Raw genomic sequence first — 14,913 nt, 5'->3', positions numbered from 1 at the left:
AATTGAGCGACCCAATGACGTACTCCTCTTCGTTCGCAGCATCTCATCACCGTCATGTCTAATCAGGGGCCGAAAACCTTGCGAACAGCCTTCCCCACCGTAGCCCCTAGGCCAACCTCACGTACCGATCGACTGATGCGATCGAGAATGCCAAACTCAACGTCTACTACTCCATTCCTAACGTCAGTCGGCGCAGCATCCATGATCGCCGCATCACTTGCAGAGAACGGTTCTGGAATACGCACCCACAGGTCTGACGCGCGATAGGCCACTCGCGCTTCTCTCGCAATTGCCCGACCATCAGCGTAATTTGCATAGCTCCATGGCGTTTTACCCAGACTTGCTTGGCCATGTCGCTTCAGCAATGCGCGGTATTCCGCATATAGCGCTACGAACGTATCACGGTTATCCGGTGTCAGCCACCAGCTAATCGCCTTATCAATGGTGCCCGAATCCAACCCGGAGAAATGGATGAAACGCAGCGGATCTCCATTTACCACATAGCCATCGCCATCCGTCACGCGCAAATCGCTGCCAAGCAGCGACCACGTAGCAAAATCGTAGCCGTGGTGCTTGAAGATATGCACGTCGAAGAATGACGGCGCCAAGTCGATCCACTTCTGGTCGGTAAAGATGCCACGGCTCTTGTCGTCATAGCAGAACAGGAACAGACGTTCGGCCCACCAGTCCAGAAAACGCTTCGCGTTGCCGCTGCGCCTGACGGCTAGAAACCCTAGATTGTAGCTGCCATGTGCCAGCGAGCTGATCTCCATATCGATGTTGCCTGGGTGCAGCAGGTGCGGACAGACTACGATCGATTCCCGATCCAGTAACGCCTCCAGCTCGACGAACTCGCCATAGACCAACACGTCGGGATCCAGATAGACGAACTTATCCTGTTCCGGGAACAGCGCTTCGATCAGGTACCGCAGGAATTGTGGCTTGACGGCGGTGGAGGCTTCGACGATGGAATGCCGGAACATGAACTGATCGAAGTTATCCCAGCCCGCATCCTTGGCAAGGATGATGTCATCGAAATGCGGGAAATCGCGAGCGATCTGCGGAATTTCCCGCTCCACGAGGCACAACACGAAAGTCGCATCACGACAATGTGCCTTAACCGACTCGGCAAGCGCCATCGCCTTCGGCAAGTAGTTCGTACAGATAGAAGTATAGAAAATCATTGCATCGTGTCCTTATTGGTTTTTTTGCCATTCCGACGGTTGCCACACCACATCAACCAACGGCGTTGCAGGCGACCGATCAGCGTCGCCTCGTAGCGGGAAATTGTCAGTTCTAGGTTCGCGGCTCGTTTGGTCTGTGCAGCCAGCACCGAACACATTTTCGCCAGTTCCGCCTGCAGGGCTTCACGCTCCACCACTGCAGCATTCGACCATGCGATCTGGGCGTTCAATGAAGAACGAGTTTCCGCAAGTTCCACCTGCAAGGCTTCACGCTCCACCACTGCAGCATTCGACCATGCGATCTGCGCATTAAGCTGCGACTCCAGCCTAGAAAACGCCTCCATCCCAGTTGCAGCCTCCCGCTTCGACTGCAATGCATGTGCCGCCAATGCGTTCACCAGCTCCAATGCCGACGACACTTTCAGGCTTAACCGAGCCTGCAAAGCATCGAAATCCGAGACGTCCAGCGGTAACTGCGTGAATAGCTTGAATGCATCAACTGCGATATCGTCGTAATCGCTACCCGGCGACAGCAACGTTCCCCCGGAGAAATGCCGGTCATTGGCGGACACGAATTCCGAAAGAGCCCCGCCTCGCAAAGCACAAAACCCATCCAAATCAAGTACCGACGCCACATGACGAAGTGCGTCTTGAGGTGCTGCCATCAGCTCGTCATAACTAAGGACAGCACGCCTGCAATCGCGTGAATCCCGTTCCGCCGCCAACATGTGTTCCAGCCAAAGAATTTCGGAAAGTGCAGGCGCAAAAGCATTTCGTTTACTCAGAGATGCTGCAACTTCGAACGGATGACGTACCACCAGCAGCACACGAGGCTCCACATTCGCCGCTCGTAATACTTCAAGCCACAGCGGGAGCAGTCGGCACATCCGCGGATCCTTCAACGCGAACAGCGCGACACCGGAAAAATCCCGCCCAAGCAAGCGGTCAATCGCGATGCGTGCTTCGTCTGCGGCGGGCATCTGCATCCAGTCATCCGGCAGGTTACGCGGGTCATCCCAGCTTCGATTCAAACCATCCAGCAGCGCATCGTTTAGACGAACAGCATCTTCATGCTCGAAATAGCCCTTTGGATTATCTTCGCCAGCCGCAAGCAGGCGTTCGCCCAATGGCATACCCAGCCGCGCAAGACTGCCAGCAACTGCTGACGTGCCACTGCGGTGCATGCCAACAATGAGAAGGGCGATGGCCGTATTGCCGCTCATGTACGCCACTCTATGCTGTCATCAATCACAAGATCGACTAGTGCCGTCGCCCGGATCGCGTGGTCGGGCATAACACGAAACATCGCCACATCCACTCGCCGATCGATGTACTCCTCCATTGCACCAGTGTCAGCCAGACAACCCGCATTGAGGAAATACGTACCTGGGTTGAGCAGACATCGGATGCGGAAGCACACTTCGATCGTCGCATCCGCAGATACGAGTTGCATTTGCGGCATCGCCGGATCAGTGGCCGCCCCCCCCACCTCAATGCCGGTGGTCGTCCGGATCATCATACCGCAACGCACCCGCGACAGCGTCCGACGGGTCTTCACTTTATAGGTGTAGAGATACTCCTCACCATGGACCAGCATATTGACCCGTCTTCCATTCAACGTGCTCAGGTGTGCGTCTTCGATAGTCGCTCCGCGATCTTGATATGCAATCACCGATGCCGGCAACAAGTGCGGATCGTACCAAGCCTCAAGCTTCGTGGATTCTTTAACCGCCTTCTCTGGCACAGCTGTCGACTCGGTAGTTTGGGCAGCGATTACTGATTCCGTGTCGGAACGAATGGCTTCACGAATCTCCAACTGCTGCTCGGTGGGAGCATAGATCAGCTTCTGATAAAGTGACACCACTCGCTTAGGCGCACCTTGCATCAACAGCTCACCACCGTCTAGCAGAATCGCTTGGTCGCAAAGATCCACCACTGTGCCCGCTGAATGCGAAACGAACAACACAGTGGCCCCAGCTTCACGAATTTTCTCGATTCGGGAAAAGCACTTTCGCTGAAATGCCTCGTCGCCAACCGACAGCGCCTCGTCCACCACCAGAACCTCCGGTGTGACATTGATCGCCACCGCAAAAGCCAGCCGTACATACATGCCGCTGGAATAATTCTTGACAGGCTGGTTAATGAAATTGCCAATGTCAGCGAATGAAAGAATATCATCTAGTCGCTGCTCTATCTCACTACGCCCGAGGCCTAAGATTGTCGCATTAAGGTAGACATTTTCCAATCCGGTGAATTCAGGATTAAAACCCGCCCCCAGTTCCAGCAACGCGGCAAGCCGACCGACTACTTCCACACTACCCGTTGTCGGCGCCAAGGTACCGCATATTATCTGCAGTAACGTCGACTTGCCCGAACCATTGCGGCCGACAATACCAACCGTATGACCCTTGCGAATTTCGAGGTCGATACCCTTCAGCGCATGAAAATCGCTGCGGAAACGCTCCATGCCGCGCGGCGACAGCATCTCCAGCAGCCTGTGGTGCGGTTTGGCATAAATCGGAAAGACCTTGCCGACCCCACAAATCTTGACGGCTGCATCAGAGGACATCGGCGAACCCACGCTTCGTCGACATGAACCAGGTATAGCCTGCATACATGAACGCAACTGCTCCCAGCATGTAGCCGACTAGCCCTGCCCAGTCCGGCTGGGTACCCCAGATCAACACGGCCCGCACCTGATCCACGATGAACGAAACCGGATTCAGCTGGAAGATCACACGGTATTTCTCTGGTACCGTCGCCGTTGGAATCATTGCCGACGACAGAAACAGTAGCGCCATGCTTGCCAGCCCGACCACCTGCCGCACGTCGCGAAAATACACCGAGATTGATGCTAGGAACCAAGCCATGCCCAACCCAAGCACTGCAATCGGCAGGATGACAAATGGCAAATAGATAATCGTCCATTCAAAATCATGTTGCATCACCAAGCGCATTATCACGAATACCAGCACATTCATCAGGCAGTGGAACAATGCCGACAGCAGCATCGGCCATGGCAGGATTTCCAGCGGAAACACCACACGCTTCACATAGGAAGGATTGCCGACCACCAGTTCCGGCGAACGGATCATGCATTCGGAAAGCACGAAATAGGGGATCATCCCAGCGAACATGATGATGGAAAACGGCGTCCCAGCCGCCTGTACTTCCGGCCAGCGCCCGCCCATCACCGTACCAAAAGCGATCGTGTAGATGCATAACAGCAAAAATGGACTGACCAAGGACCAGAGCACGCCTAGGCTGGCGCCGCGGTAGCGGCCATCCACTTCGCGACGAGTCAACTCCAAGATCAACGCCCTGTCCCTAACCAACGCCAGAAACGGCGCCAGAAGTGCTGAGAGATATTTCACCACCCGTATCCTTCCCGAGCCGAAGAATCAATAACGATGTTGCCTTGCTCGCAACTATCACCACAGTCAAGCTGCATAAAAAGAAAATGCTCCGTCAACCGACTTTGCTACGCAAATAATTCAGCAAATCAATCCTGGTCACCAACCCCACAAACTGCTCGCCGTTCATCACGATGGCGACATGCCCACGGTCGAATACCGGCAGCAGCACTTCTATGGGGGCGGCCATATTGACCTTATCAAGCTTACTGACCATGGCTTCAACCACCGGTTCGTGGAAGCGCGCTTCATCGCCATAGACATGCAGCAGCACGTCGGACTCATCCAACATGCCCACGATGCGTTCGCCTTCCATCACCGGCAGCTGGCTGATGCCGTGCTGCTGCATCTTCTGCCATGCCGCAATCAAGGTGTCTTGCGGCCCCACTACAACGGTGCCCGCCGCTGAAAACGGGTGCGGGATCAAGTCGCGCAAATCGCCGTGCTGCGGCGTTGTTTGATCCGAAGAAATTGTGCTCATGGCGGTGCCTGTGATGAAACCTGCATAGGTTACCATCCGCCGCCCGTTTGATCTGAACATCACCCCGCGAGTGGCGACGGCGAACGAGGACACCGCCACCACCCGCAGGCGAAGCTCAAGGCGGCATTGCGCCGCCCCGCGTGCGCTTAATTTGCGCGTTCGTACATTTGCAGCAAACGCTGCTTGGCCACAAGCTTTTCGCGTTTCATCTGGCCTAACGTGGTGTCATCAATTGGCAGTACGCCAAGCTCTGCATCCATCACCTGCTTATCCAGCTCTTTGTGCCTGAAGTACAGTTGGCGAAATTCGCTGTTTACCTTCATCAACGCCTCGACATCAGCCTGCGGTTGCGCTTCGAACATGATGAAAACCTCCTGACTCAAGAATGCGCTTGCCGGAATTCGGCGCTGCGCGTGGGGAAACAAAAACGCCCCGGCACACGAGCGCGCGGGGCGTTTTTGAAAGCGATTCTTCGAAATTGTCGAACACATCTGGCATCGGCCGACCTCCGGCCGAACGGTGCAGGAAAATGAGACCGTCCGGGTATCTGACCCTACGCCTGTTGCGGAGGCTTGGCAAGCCTTTTTGCAACAAAAACAGTGCGCCTAAACTTTTCCTTCCCAAGAAGTTAACTTATTGTTCTCAAAGATTATTTTGCACAACCACTTCCACCCGGCGATTCTTCGCGCGGCCTGCAGCCGTGGTGTTGTCGGCAACCGGCTCGGCCGATCCTGCCCCGCGTGCGGTGACCCGATCACGCTTCAGGCCCGCTGCCACAAGCCCCGCACGCACTTGCTGCGCGCGCTGCTCTGATAGGTTCTGATTCGCCGCTGCGTCGCCTTGGCTATCGGTATGCCCAACCACCTGCGCCGTGCGCCCCGGCAGCGCGTTCACATACAGCCCCAGCGCCTTGACGCTGGCGGCGGCCGCCTTGGTGAGCTGCGCTTTTCCGCTGGCAAAGGCCGCACCTGAAAAGGTGAATACGTTGCCTTGATCGGTTGCCTGCATCGGCGGCAATTTCGCCCCCGAGACCAGTTCCGCTTCTTTACGGGCCAATGCTTCTTCACGCGCCCGTGCCGCGCGCACTTCTTCTTGCTGTTGGGCTTGTTCGGCCTGCGCCTGCTGGCGGGCGGCCTCTTCTGCGTCCAGCTGCGCCTGCAGGCGCAGTTTCTCCGTTTCAGCGCGCGCCTTATCGGCATCGCGACGGCTCGCCTCCACCAATAGCTCGCTACGCTCACGCTCAAGCCGTTCAATCTCGCGCCGCGTGGCTTCTACGCGTGCGGCCAGCCCTGCTACTTCAACACGGCGCTGCGCCAGCGTCAGTGCGGCATTTAGATCACGGCGCTTCACGGTTGCTAGTGCCGCCACCGCCTGCCGCGCCTGTAATCGTTCAAACTGAGCAAACGGATTCAAGCGAGGGTCGGCATCCAAGGCCTGCAGTTTCTGCTCATCACTCGCCCCCGCCACCGCAATATCCAGCGGAACGCCGCCTGTTTGCGCCACTTCTTGGTGTAAACGCGCCTGCAGGGTGGCCACTTCATCGAAACGTTGCTGGTATTCCGCCCGCACCCGCGCCGCTTCGCTGCGCACACGTGCCATATCGCCACTGGCTGAGGCTTCCACAGCCGCGCCGCGCGCATCGTCGTTCTTGCCGCGTGTAAACGCCGCCTGCGCCTGCTGTAGCGCTGTCTGCGCCTGTTGCAGCGCCTCCGGCGCGTACTGGTCGGCATCCACGGCCTCGGCGCGCATCACCGCTTGCTGCGCCGCACTCAACTCGGCTGTTGGCGGCGGCAGTGTGGCGCAACCTGTGACCAACAGCGCAGTGCTGACGAGGGGGGCATACAGCGTGACGCGAAATTGTGCGAAGCTAATTGGCATGGGAAGTCGTTTCATCCGGCAGATGCCCCATTGTGGAAACTCGCCGCCGCTGATGCAACGTCAATGATGATTTGGGGACAAGAATGGATATCAACTATTACTTCAAGCTTATGGCGGAAAAAGACGCCTCTGACATGTTTTTGTCCACCGGTGCGCCCGTTGGCATCAAGGTGGAAGGCATCCTGCAGCCCATGAGCGATGCACCACTGGCACCCGGGGAATGCAAAGCCATTGCTTATTCTCTAATGGATCAGGCGCAAATCGACGAGTTTGAGCGCGAAAAAGAGCTCAACATGGCGATTTCGGTACCCGGCTGCAGCCGCTTCCGCGTGAATGTGTTTCAGCAGCGCGGTGAGGTGGGCATGGTGATTCGTACCATCCGCAGCGTCATTCCTACAATTGAAGAGCTGCAGCTGCCGCCGGTGCTGAAGGACATCATCATGGCACCGCGTGGATTGGTGCTGATCGTTGGCTCTACCGGCTCGGGTAAATCCACCACGCTGGCGTCGATGATCGACCACCGCAACAGCACCAGCCCCGGCCATATTCTGACCATCGAAGACCCGATCGAATACCTGCACCGGCATAAACTTTCGGTCGTTAACCAGCGCGAAGTGGGGCTGGATACGCACAGCTTCCACGCTGCGCTAAAAAATGCGATGCGTGAAGCACCCGACGTGATCCTCATCGGCGAAATCCGCGACGCGGAGACGATGGAGGCGGCGATCGCGTTCGCTGAAACCGGGCATATCTGCCTTGCCACCTTGCACTCGAATAACGCCGACCAGACCATCGAGCGCGTGCTCAACTTCTTCCCCGAAGGTGCGCACAAGAACGTGCTGATGAACCTCGCCCTCAATCTAAAGGCCGTGGTGAGCCAGCGCCTTGTAGTGGGCGTTGACGGGCGCCGCATGCCCGCCACCGAGGTACTGATCAACACGCCGATGATCCGCGACCTACTGCGCCGCGGCCAAGTGCATGAAGTTAAATTGGCGATGGAAAACTCGCTGCAAGACGGCATGCAGAGTTTCGATCAGTGCCTGTTCCGGCTCTACAAGGAAGGCCGTATCGAAATGGAAGAGGCGCTCAAAGCGGCCGATTCACGCGATGGCCTCGCGTTGAAGTTCCGCCTATCCGAAGGCTCTGGCGCCGAACACGACCCTTACGCCGACGTGTTCTAACCTCGCGCTACACCGCAGGCGCGTCCGGCTGATGTTCCGGGCGCGCCGCATCAAAGGCCGGCAGTGTGAGGCAGTGCGCCTCGATGCGCGCAATCGTGGGATACGCGCCCATCTCAACGCCATAGCGCCTAGCGTTATAGACCTGTGGAACTAGGCAGCAGTCGGCTAGTGTTGGCGCATTCCCTTCGCAAAACTCACCGGTTGACGGGTGCCCATCCAACATGGCTTCCAGCGCCGCAAACCCGGTTTCGATCCAGTGCCGCACCCAGCCATCGCGCTCCGGCTGCGGCACGTTCCACTCGCGGTCAAAATACTGCAGCACCCGCAAATTATTCAGTGGATGCACATCGCAGGCCACCAGCAGCGCCAATTCACGCGCCCTCTGGCGCTCGCGTGCGGTGGCCGGGAGTAGCGAAGGCTCCGGCCAAACTTCGTCGAGATATTCCAAGATGGCCAGCGACTGAGTGAGCTGACGCTGGCCGTGGCTAAGTGTTGGCACCAGCTCTTGCGGATTCATTTGGCGATAGCTTTCCGCGTGCTGCTGCCCGCCCCCTTGGACCAAATGCACCGGAACGATGTTGTATTCCAGCCCCTTTAGATTCAACCCAATACGCACCCGGTAGGCTGCACTGGAGCGCCAATAGGAATACAGGGTCAACGGCTCGCTCATAGAAGACACCTTAGCGCACCACGACGGGCGTGGCGCGCCGCTAATGGCCTGAAATCAACCGCCTGCGCCGCGTGGCAGCGGCTGCTGTTCAATTTTTTGCTCGATCGCGCCAAACACGCTATGCCCGGCCTGATCCAGCATTTCGATGCGCACAACGTCGCCAAACGCCATAAACGGCGTGCTGGGCTTGCCATCACGTAGGGTTTCTACGGTGCGCTGCTCGGCAAAGCAAGAAGCACCAAGTGAAGTGTCTTCGTTTGCCACCGTGCCCGAGCCGACGAGGGTGCCTGCCGACAGCGGCCTAGTCTTGGCCGCGTGCGCCACCAACTGGGCAAAGTTGAACTGCATATCCACCCCTGCCAGCGGCGCACCAAACCACTTACCGTTGATATGGGTCAGCATGGGCAGATGCACTTTGCAGTCTTGCCAGGCTTCGCCCAGCTCATCTGGGGTCACAAAGACCGGGCTAAGCGCGCTGCGCGGTTTGGACTGCAAAAAGCCGAAGCCTTTGGCTAATTCCGGCGGGATCAGCCCGCGCAAACTCACGTCGTTCACCAGCCCGATCAGCTGAATGTGCTCGGCGGCTTGGTCGGGAGTGACCGCCATCGGCACATCGTCGGTCACGATCACCACTTCGGCTTCAAGGTCGATGCCATAGTCTTCGCTCACCACCTTGACCGAATCACGCGGGCCGTGAAAGCCTGCGCTTACGGCTTGGTACATCAGAGGGTCGACGTAGAAGCTCTCTGGCACCTGCGCGCCACGCGCGCGGCGCACGCGCTCGACGTGCGGCAGGTAGGCGCTGCCATCGACAAATTCGTAAGCACGCGGCAACGGCGCAGCCAGTGCGTGCATATCAAGATCAAACGCGCCCGTCGCTTGGTTGGCATTCAAATCTTCGTAAAGTGCATTGAGCCGCGGCGCCGCGTCTTCCCAATCTTCCAACGCGCGCTGCAAGGTGGCCGCAATGTCTGTAGCACGCACGGCGCGCGTCAAATCGCGCGACACCACGATCAGCGTGCCGTCGCGCCCGCCTTCTTTGAGTGAACCCAGCTTCATATCAACCTCAATACTTTCGTTATTAGTTGCAATTGTAACTTGATATTCAAAGTAGCGTATCCCGCTGCACCACTTCCCTACCCATGGCCTTAATGCGGACACGCCGTAAATACATCCATGTAGGCTTCTCGGCGGCATCCATGCCGCCGAAAGTCCGCGTTAAGGCCATGGGTAGGAAAGTGTTGCCATGGGGCTAATTACGCATTTTCACCCAAAAATCCCGCAGCGCGGAAGGTCAGCACAAGGGTGTCACGGTAGCCGCCTTCGGCGTCTAGTGGCTGGATCGGGGTGGATTCATGGATCACCCGCGTATCGTCCATCAGCAGCAGCGACCATGGCTCGGTTAAGGTGAAGCGCTGCCCATTCGGCCCCTGTGCTTCAAATACCCGTGACTCGCCACCTTTCACGGCATGCCTTGCGACCAACAGCACGGCGACAAAATCGACACCATCGCGGTGCGCGCCTTCCGGTGTGGGGCGGCCCACCCCATCACTGGTATCAATGCGGAACTGATGCGCTTCCACGTACCAGCGCGCTGCTGGCTTTTGCCGCTGACAGGCCGCGGTGAGCGCCAAGATCAGGGCGCGCCATGCGGGCTGGGCCGCGGTTTCGGGAGCCACTGGCTCGAACCAACGCTCCATCCCGCCGTGTAGGGCGTTGTATTCCAAAGGCTGGTAATGCATCCGGTGCGGCACCGGCTGCAACACGCCGTTTTCAACAATAAAGCAGGAATGCCGACGCTTGCGGTAACGTCCGCCATCTTTCAAATAGTGATCCAGACATAGCGCGCTCCAGCTTGGTGTCAGCGCATCCAGCGCTTGTAGGCGCACGCCTGCAAATGTGGCCACATCAGCGGGCGCAAGCAGCACATAGCCGCGTTCGCGCAGGGCGGTATCCAACTGCGTAAGCGCTAGTACAGGCGGTGAAAAACTGGCGACGGCGGGCATTGCACTCTCACTTCTCAACAGTTCCGTATTGTCGCACCACGCCTGCAATCAAAACGACAAAACCCGCCTGACGGCGGGTTCTGAAGAAAGTACAACTTTGTATATGGCAGCCCCGGATGGATTCGAACCACCGAATGCCTGAGTCAGAGTCAGGTGCCTTACCGCTTGGCGACGGGGCTATGCAGCAAATTGTATCGCGATTAACGCTTGGAGAACTGGGTGGCGCGACGTGCTTTATGCAGACCCACTTTCTTACGCTCGACTTCACGGGCGTCGCGGGTCATGAAGCCAGCCTTACGCAGCTCGGACTTCAGGGTTTCGTCGTATTCGACCAGTGCACGGGCGATACCGAGACGGATCGCACCGGCCTGACCGGTGGTGCCGCCGCCAGCAGCGGTGACGTACACGTCGAAGGATTCGGTGTTCTTGGTCAATTCCAGCGGCTGACGCACGATCATGCGTGCCGTTTCGCGACCGAAGAACTCGTCCAGCGGACGGTCATTGATGGTGATGGTGCCACTGCCCTTGCGCAGGAATACGCGAGCGGTGGAGGATTTGCGGCGACCGGTGCCGTAATTCTGAGTGATAGCCATGATTGGTCTGACCTTAGATATCGAGCGGCTGCGGCTGCTGGGCGGTATGCGGATGCTCGGCACCGGCATACACCTTGAGCTTGCGGTACATGGTGCGGCCCAGCGGGCCCTTCGGCAACATACCCTTGACCGCGATTTCGAGCACGCGTTCCGGGTGGCGCTCCAGCGCCTGTGCCAGTGATTCGGTCTTCAGGTTGCCGATGTAACCGGTGAACCGGTGATACATCTTGTCCTGCAGTTTCTTACCGGTCACCGCGATTTTGTCAGCATTGATCACGACGAGGTAGTCGCCGGTGTCAACGTGCGGGGTGAAAACGGGCTTGTGCTTGCCGCGCAGGCGATAGGCCAATGCTGCGGCCAGACGACCTAGGGTCTTACCCTCGGCGTCAACGACGTACCAGTCACGCTGGACGGTCTCGTTTTTGGCGATGAAAGTCTTCATAAAAAACTCGATTAGGGGTGCTTAGTCGGGCGAATTCCGCTAATGCTGATTAGCCGGAACGTTGCCTCGCGTTGTATTTCCAGCCCACGGGCAGGAAAGAGGCGGAACTATAGCAGCCCATTTCAGCGGATGCAAGCGGCGGGTTTCCTACCCGGAACTTCCTGCTTAGAATCCCTGCTATGGACACCTTACGCCAGCTCAGCCCGCTCGACCGTCTGCTTGATTCCGCGCAAAACGCGCTAATGACCGTATGCGGGCAGCCACGCGCGCAGCGTGAAAACCCAGGGCTTACCGAACCCGACCCCGCCTTGAACGCTGCCGAGCGCCAGCACGCGGCCGGCTTGATGCGCATCAATCACGTGGGTGAAGTGTGCGCGCAGGCGCTGTATATCGGCCAAGCCGCCGTAGCACGCGACCCGGCTACCCGCGCACATTTACTGGAAGCCGCGCAGGAAGAAACCGATCACCTCGCTTGGTGCGCCGACCGCCTGCGTGAGCTCAACGACCGCCCCAGCCTGTTCAACCCGCTGTGGTATGCAGGCAGCTTCGCCATTGGCGTTGCCGCTGGCCTGCGCGGCGATGGCTGGAATCTTGGCTTTGTGGTGGAAACCGAGCGTCAGGTGGAAGCGCATTTAGCCGAGCACCTTGAAACGCTACCCGAAGCCGACACGCGCAGCCGCGCTATTTTGCGCGTAATGAAAGACGACGAAGTGCGTCACGCCGACAACGCGCAAGCAGCAGGTGCGCGCACACTACCGCCGCCTATTCCTACGCTGATGGCTGGGGCTTCAAAAGTAATGAAAGCCGTTGCCTACCGCCTTTGAAATGCACACCAATGTGTCGCCAAGGGCGTTTGCCATTGAGCGACTTTCGGCGGCATGGATGCCGCCGAGAAGCCTACATGGACGTATTCACGGCGTGTCGCTCAATGGCAAACGCCCTTGGTGACACAACCTCAACGTCGTCAATCAACCAAATTGCGGCCGTGGTAGAGCTCTTCGATCTCGCGCTTGAGCCGCGCTTCAATCTTCATGCGCTCTTTGAATGACAGGTTGCGCGCCTTTTCTTCGAACAAGTATTGATCAAGGTCGAAGTCTTTCAAGTGCATCTTGGTGTGGAAGATGTTTTCTTGATAAACGTTGACGTCGAGCATCTCGTAGCGCGAACGAATGTTCTTCGCTAGATAGTCTTGGATCGAATTGATCTTGTGATCGATAAAGAACTTCTTGCCCTTCACGTCGCGGGTAAAACCACGCACGCGGTAATCCATCACCACGATGTCGGACTCGAGCGATTCGATCAGGTAGTTCAGCGCCTTCAGCGGCGAGATCACGCCGCAGGTAGACACATCGATATCGGCGCGAAAGGTGGCAATGCCATTGTCCGGGTGGGTTTCCGGGTAGGTATGCACGGTGATGTGCGATTTATCCAGATGCGCCACCACAGCGTCGGAAATCACGCCTTTGGCGTCGGCCTTGTCGATCACCGGCTCTTCGGAGATCAAAATCGTGACCGACGCGCCCTGCGGGTCGTAATCCTGGCGCGCGATATTGAGGATGTTGGCGCCAATGATCTCAGCCACATCGGTCAAAATCTGGGTTAGCCGGTCGGCGTTATATTCTTCATCGATGTATTCGATATAGCGCCTGCGCTCGTCTTCCGACGCGGCGTAGCACACGTCGTAGATGTTGAAGCTGAGCGACTTGGTGAGGTTATTAAAGCCCTGAAGTTTCAGGCGCGGCAGCGGTTTGACCACGGCATTGGATCCAACGGAAACAAGACAAGAGGCGCATTATGCGACAAACCGCCCCCATGCGCGCGGCAGAGTTTGCTCTTGGTCACGTTTTCGGCCTAAGCTAGCGCATTCAAGAGTGCCCAATCCCGAATGAGCAATAAATTCTCGAAGCCCGTCATGCCGCGCACTGCCAGCCCTCTCGGCGCAGACCTTGCCACCGTCGAGCGGTTCATCACCAACTGCCACCGTCGCAAATACCCGGCGCGAACCGACGTGTTTCATCCGGGTGATCCCGCTGGCACCGTGTATTACATCATTTCTGGCTCGGTGAGCATCATTGCCCGCGAAAGTGACGAGCGTGAGCTGGTGCTGGGCTATATCGGCGCGGGCGAGTTCGTGGGTGAGATGGGGCTGTTTGTAGAAAGCGAGAAGCGCGACGTTGCGCTGCGCACACGCACGGCCTGCGAACTGGCAGAAATCAGTTATGAGCGCCTGCAAACCCTGCTCGCTGCCCAAGCCAACGATGCCACGCGCCTGCTGTACTCCATTGGCGCGCAAATCAGCCAGCGCCTACTGGATACCAGCCGCAAGGCCGGGCGCTTGGCCTTTTTGGACGTATCTGACCGCATTTACCGCACCCTGTTTGACCTGGCCAAAGAACCCGATGCAATGAGCCACCCGCTGGGCACCCAGCTACGTGTTTCCCGGCAAGAGCTGGCGCGGCTGGTGGGCTGCTCGCGGGAGATGGCCGGGCGCGTTCTGAAAAAACTACAGGTGGACGGCAAACTGCACGCGCGCGGCAAGACCGTTGTCGTGTACGGTACCCGGTAATTCAACGGTTTAGGAGTTCGCGCGCATGAGCCACGCTTTTTCTCCCGGCCACCGCGCGTTGGACGTGGATTTACGCAATGCCGTGCCCGCTGATGCCGATGATGTGGCGCACCTGCTGGCCGAGCTTGGCTACCCCTGCGACATTCATGACGCCGCCGAACGGATCAGCACGATTCTGGCCAATGACCGCCAAGCCCTTGTGGTGGCGCGCAGGCAGGGCGCGGTTTGTGGATTGGTGGCGCTCGATTTTATGTATTACCTTCCGCTTGGCACCACGACCTGCCGCGTAACTGCATTGGTGGTCACCCCGAGTGCACAAGGCCAAGGTGTCGGCCGCCATCTGCTCAAAGAAGCCGAACGTCGCGCACGCAGCGGGGGCGCGGCGCGCATCGAACTGACATCGGGTGTGCAGCGCGTGGAGGCACATGCGTTTTATCGTGCCTGCGGCTACAGCGGCAGCTCGGTGCGCTTCGTCAAGCCACTCGGCTCGGCCTAAGCC

16 protein-coding genes, 1 tRNA gene and 1 pseudogene are annotated in these 14,913 nt (G+C 58.0%); 4 read left to right on the top strand and 14 right to left on the bottom strand.

Going from position 1 to position 14,913, the window contains the following annotated elements; translation table 11 throughout:
- Positions 1 to 62 precede the first annotated feature (62 nt).
- The 7 genes and pseudogenes from KUL77_RS03815 to KUL77_RS03785 all read right to left on the bottom strand — a co-directional run bounded on the left by KUL77_RS03815 (position 63) and on the right by KUL77_RS03785 (position 6,971).
- Positions 63 to 1,184 (bottom strand): glycosyltransferase, encoded by a 1,122-nt coding sequence (locus KUL77_RS03815; protein ID WP_297143844.1) that lies wholly within the window; start codon positions 1,182 to 1,184, stop codon positions 63 to 65.
- Entirely contained in the window at positions 1,181 to 2,407 is a 1,227-nt protein-coding gene (locus tag KUL77_RS03810; RefSeq protein WP_297143842.1) for a hypothetical protein, read from the bottom strand. The genes KUL77_RS03815 and KUL77_RS03810 overlap by 4 nt, the downstream gene beginning before the upstream one ends.
- Positions 2,404 to 3,753: an ABC transporter ATP-binding protein gene (locus KUL77_RS03805; protein WP_297143840.1), complete on the bottom strand. Its 1,350-nt coding sequence runs from the start codon at positions 3,751 to 3,753 to the stop codon at positions 2,404 to 2,406. Before KUL77_RS03805 ends, KUL77_RS03810 begins: the two co-directional genes overlap by 4 nt.
- Positions 3,743 to 4,558 carry an ABC transporter permease gene (locus KUL77_RS03800; protein ID WP_297143838.1) on the bottom strand — a complete coding sequence of 272 codons (816 nt, stop codon included), beginning with the start codon at positions 4,556 to 4,558 and terminating at the stop codon, positions 3,743 to 3,745. The genes KUL77_RS03805 and KUL77_RS03800 overlap by 11 nt, the downstream gene beginning before the upstream one ends.
- A gap of 94 nt (positions 4,559 to 4,652) precedes the next feature.
- Positions 4,653 to 5,048, bottom strand: a pseudogene (locus tag KUL77_RS03795) (CBS domain-containing protein); the annotation flags it as partial.
- A gap of 176 nt (positions 5,049 to 5,224) precedes the next feature.
- Complete coding sequence (locus KUL77_RS03790) at positions 5,225 to 5,440, bottom strand: YdcH family protein (RefSeq protein WP_297143836.1); 216 nt, start codon at positions 5,438 to 5,440, stop codon at positions 5,225 to 5,227.
- Between the two features lie 280 nt (positions 5,441 to 5,720).
- Positions 5,721 to 6,971: an OmpA family protein gene (locus tag KUL77_RS03785; RefSeq protein WP_297143834.1), complete on the bottom strand. Its 1,251-nt coding sequence runs from the start codon at positions 6,969 to 6,971 to the stop codon at positions 5,721 to 5,723.
- A gap of 68 nt (positions 6,972 to 7,039) precedes the next feature.
- Between KUL77_RS03785 and KUL77_RS03780 the strand changes: the two genes are divergently transcribed.
- Positions 7,040 to 8,137 carry a PilT/PilU family type 4a pilus ATPase gene (locus tag KUL77_RS03780; RefSeq protein WP_297143832.1) on the top strand — a complete coding sequence of 366 codons (1,098 nt, stop codon included), beginning with the start codon at positions 7,040 to 7,042 and terminating at the stop codon, positions 8,135 to 8,137.
- 7 nt (positions 8,138 to 8,144) lie between these two features.
- Here KUL77_RS03780 and maiA read toward each other — a convergent pair whose 3' ends face one another.
- The 6 genes from maiA to rplM all read right to left on the bottom strand — a co-directional run bounded on the left by maiA (position 8,145) and on the right by rplM (position 11,848).
- Positions 8,145 to 8,807 (bottom strand): maleylacetoacetate isomerase, encoded by a 663-nt coding sequence (gene maiA / locus KUL77_RS03775; RefSeq protein ID WP_297143831.1) that lies wholly within the window; start codon positions 8,805 to 8,807, stop codon positions 8,145 to 8,147.
- A gap of 54 nt (positions 8,808 to 8,861) precedes the next feature.
- On the bottom strand, positions 8,862 to 9,866 hold the full coding sequence (locus KUL77_RS03770; RefSeq protein ID WP_297143830.1) for a fumarylacetoacetate hydrolase family protein: 1,005 nt from the start codon (positions 9,864 to 9,866) through the stop codon (positions 8,862 to 8,864).
- 197 nt (positions 9,867 to 10,063) lie between these two features.
- On the bottom strand, positions 10,064 to 10,813 hold the full coding sequence (locus KUL77_RS03765; protein WP_297143828.1) for a 2OG-Fe dioxygenase family protein: 750 nt from the start codon (positions 10,811 to 10,813) through the stop codon (positions 10,064 to 10,066).
- Between the two features lie 104 nt (positions 10,814 to 10,917).
- Positions 10,918 to 10,992 (bottom strand) — tRNA-Gln (locus KUL77_RS03760).
- Between the two features lie 21 nt (positions 10,993 to 11,013).
- Entirely contained in the window at positions 11,014 to 11,406 is a 393-nt protein-coding gene (gene rpsI / locus KUL77_RS03755; RefSeq protein ID WP_297143825.1) for a 30S ribosomal protein S9, read from the bottom strand.
- A 13-nt stretch (positions 11,407 to 11,419) separates the two neighbouring features.
- The gene (gene rplM / locus KUL77_RS03750; protein ID WP_297143822.1) at positions 11,420 to 11,848 is read right to left on the bottom strand and encodes a 50S ribosomal protein L13; all 429 of its coding nucleotides are present in this window, start codon (positions 11,846 to 11,848) and stop codon (positions 11,420 to 11,422) included.
- A gap of 179 nt (positions 11,849 to 12,027) precedes the next feature.
- Here rplM and coq7 point away from each other — a divergent pair, with 179 nt between their 5' ends.
- Positions 12,028 to 12,672, top strand: a complete 645-nt coding sequence (gene coq7, locus KUL77_RS03745) for a 2-polyprenyl-3-methyl-6-methoxy-1,4-benzoquinone monooxygenase (RefSeq protein WP_297143820.1) — start codon at positions 12,028 to 12,030, stop codon at positions 12,670 to 12,672.
- A gap of 140 nt (positions 12,673 to 12,812) precedes the next feature.
- On the opposite strand, the gene speD is transcribed toward coq7, so the two are convergent.
- Complete coding sequence (gene speD, locus KUL77_RS03740; RefSeq protein ID WP_297143816.1) at positions 12,813 to 13,604, bottom strand: adenosylmethionine decarboxylase; 792 nt, start codon at positions 13,602 to 13,604, stop codon at positions 12,813 to 12,815.
- A 129-nt stretch (positions 13,605 to 13,733) separates the two neighbouring features.
- On the opposite strand from speD, the gene crp reads away from it, so the two are divergent.
- Both crp and KUL77_RS03730 read left to right on the top strand, forming a co-directional pair.
- Positions 13,734 to 14,414, top strand: a complete 681-nt coding sequence (crp, locus tag KUL77_RS03735; protein ID WP_297143813.1) for a cAMP-activated global transcriptional regulator CRP — start codon at positions 13,734 to 13,736, stop codon at positions 14,412 to 14,414.
- Positions 14,415 to 14,439: 25 nt separating this feature from the next.
- A complete protein-coding gene (locus KUL77_RS03730; protein ID WP_297143809.1) occupies positions 14,440 to 14,910 on the top strand; it encodes a GNAT family N-acetyltransferase in 471 nt (156 codons plus the stop codon).
- Positions 14,911 to 14,913: the final 3 nt, after the last annotated feature.

Origin of the sequence: Thermomonas sp., from assembly GCF_019104945.1 — a bacterium.
Taxonomy (GTDB): Bacteria; Pseudomonadota; Gammaproteobacteria; order Xanthomonadales; family Xanthomonadaceae; genus Thermomonas.
This window is presented reverse-complemented; position numbering and strand designations above follow the sequence as displayed.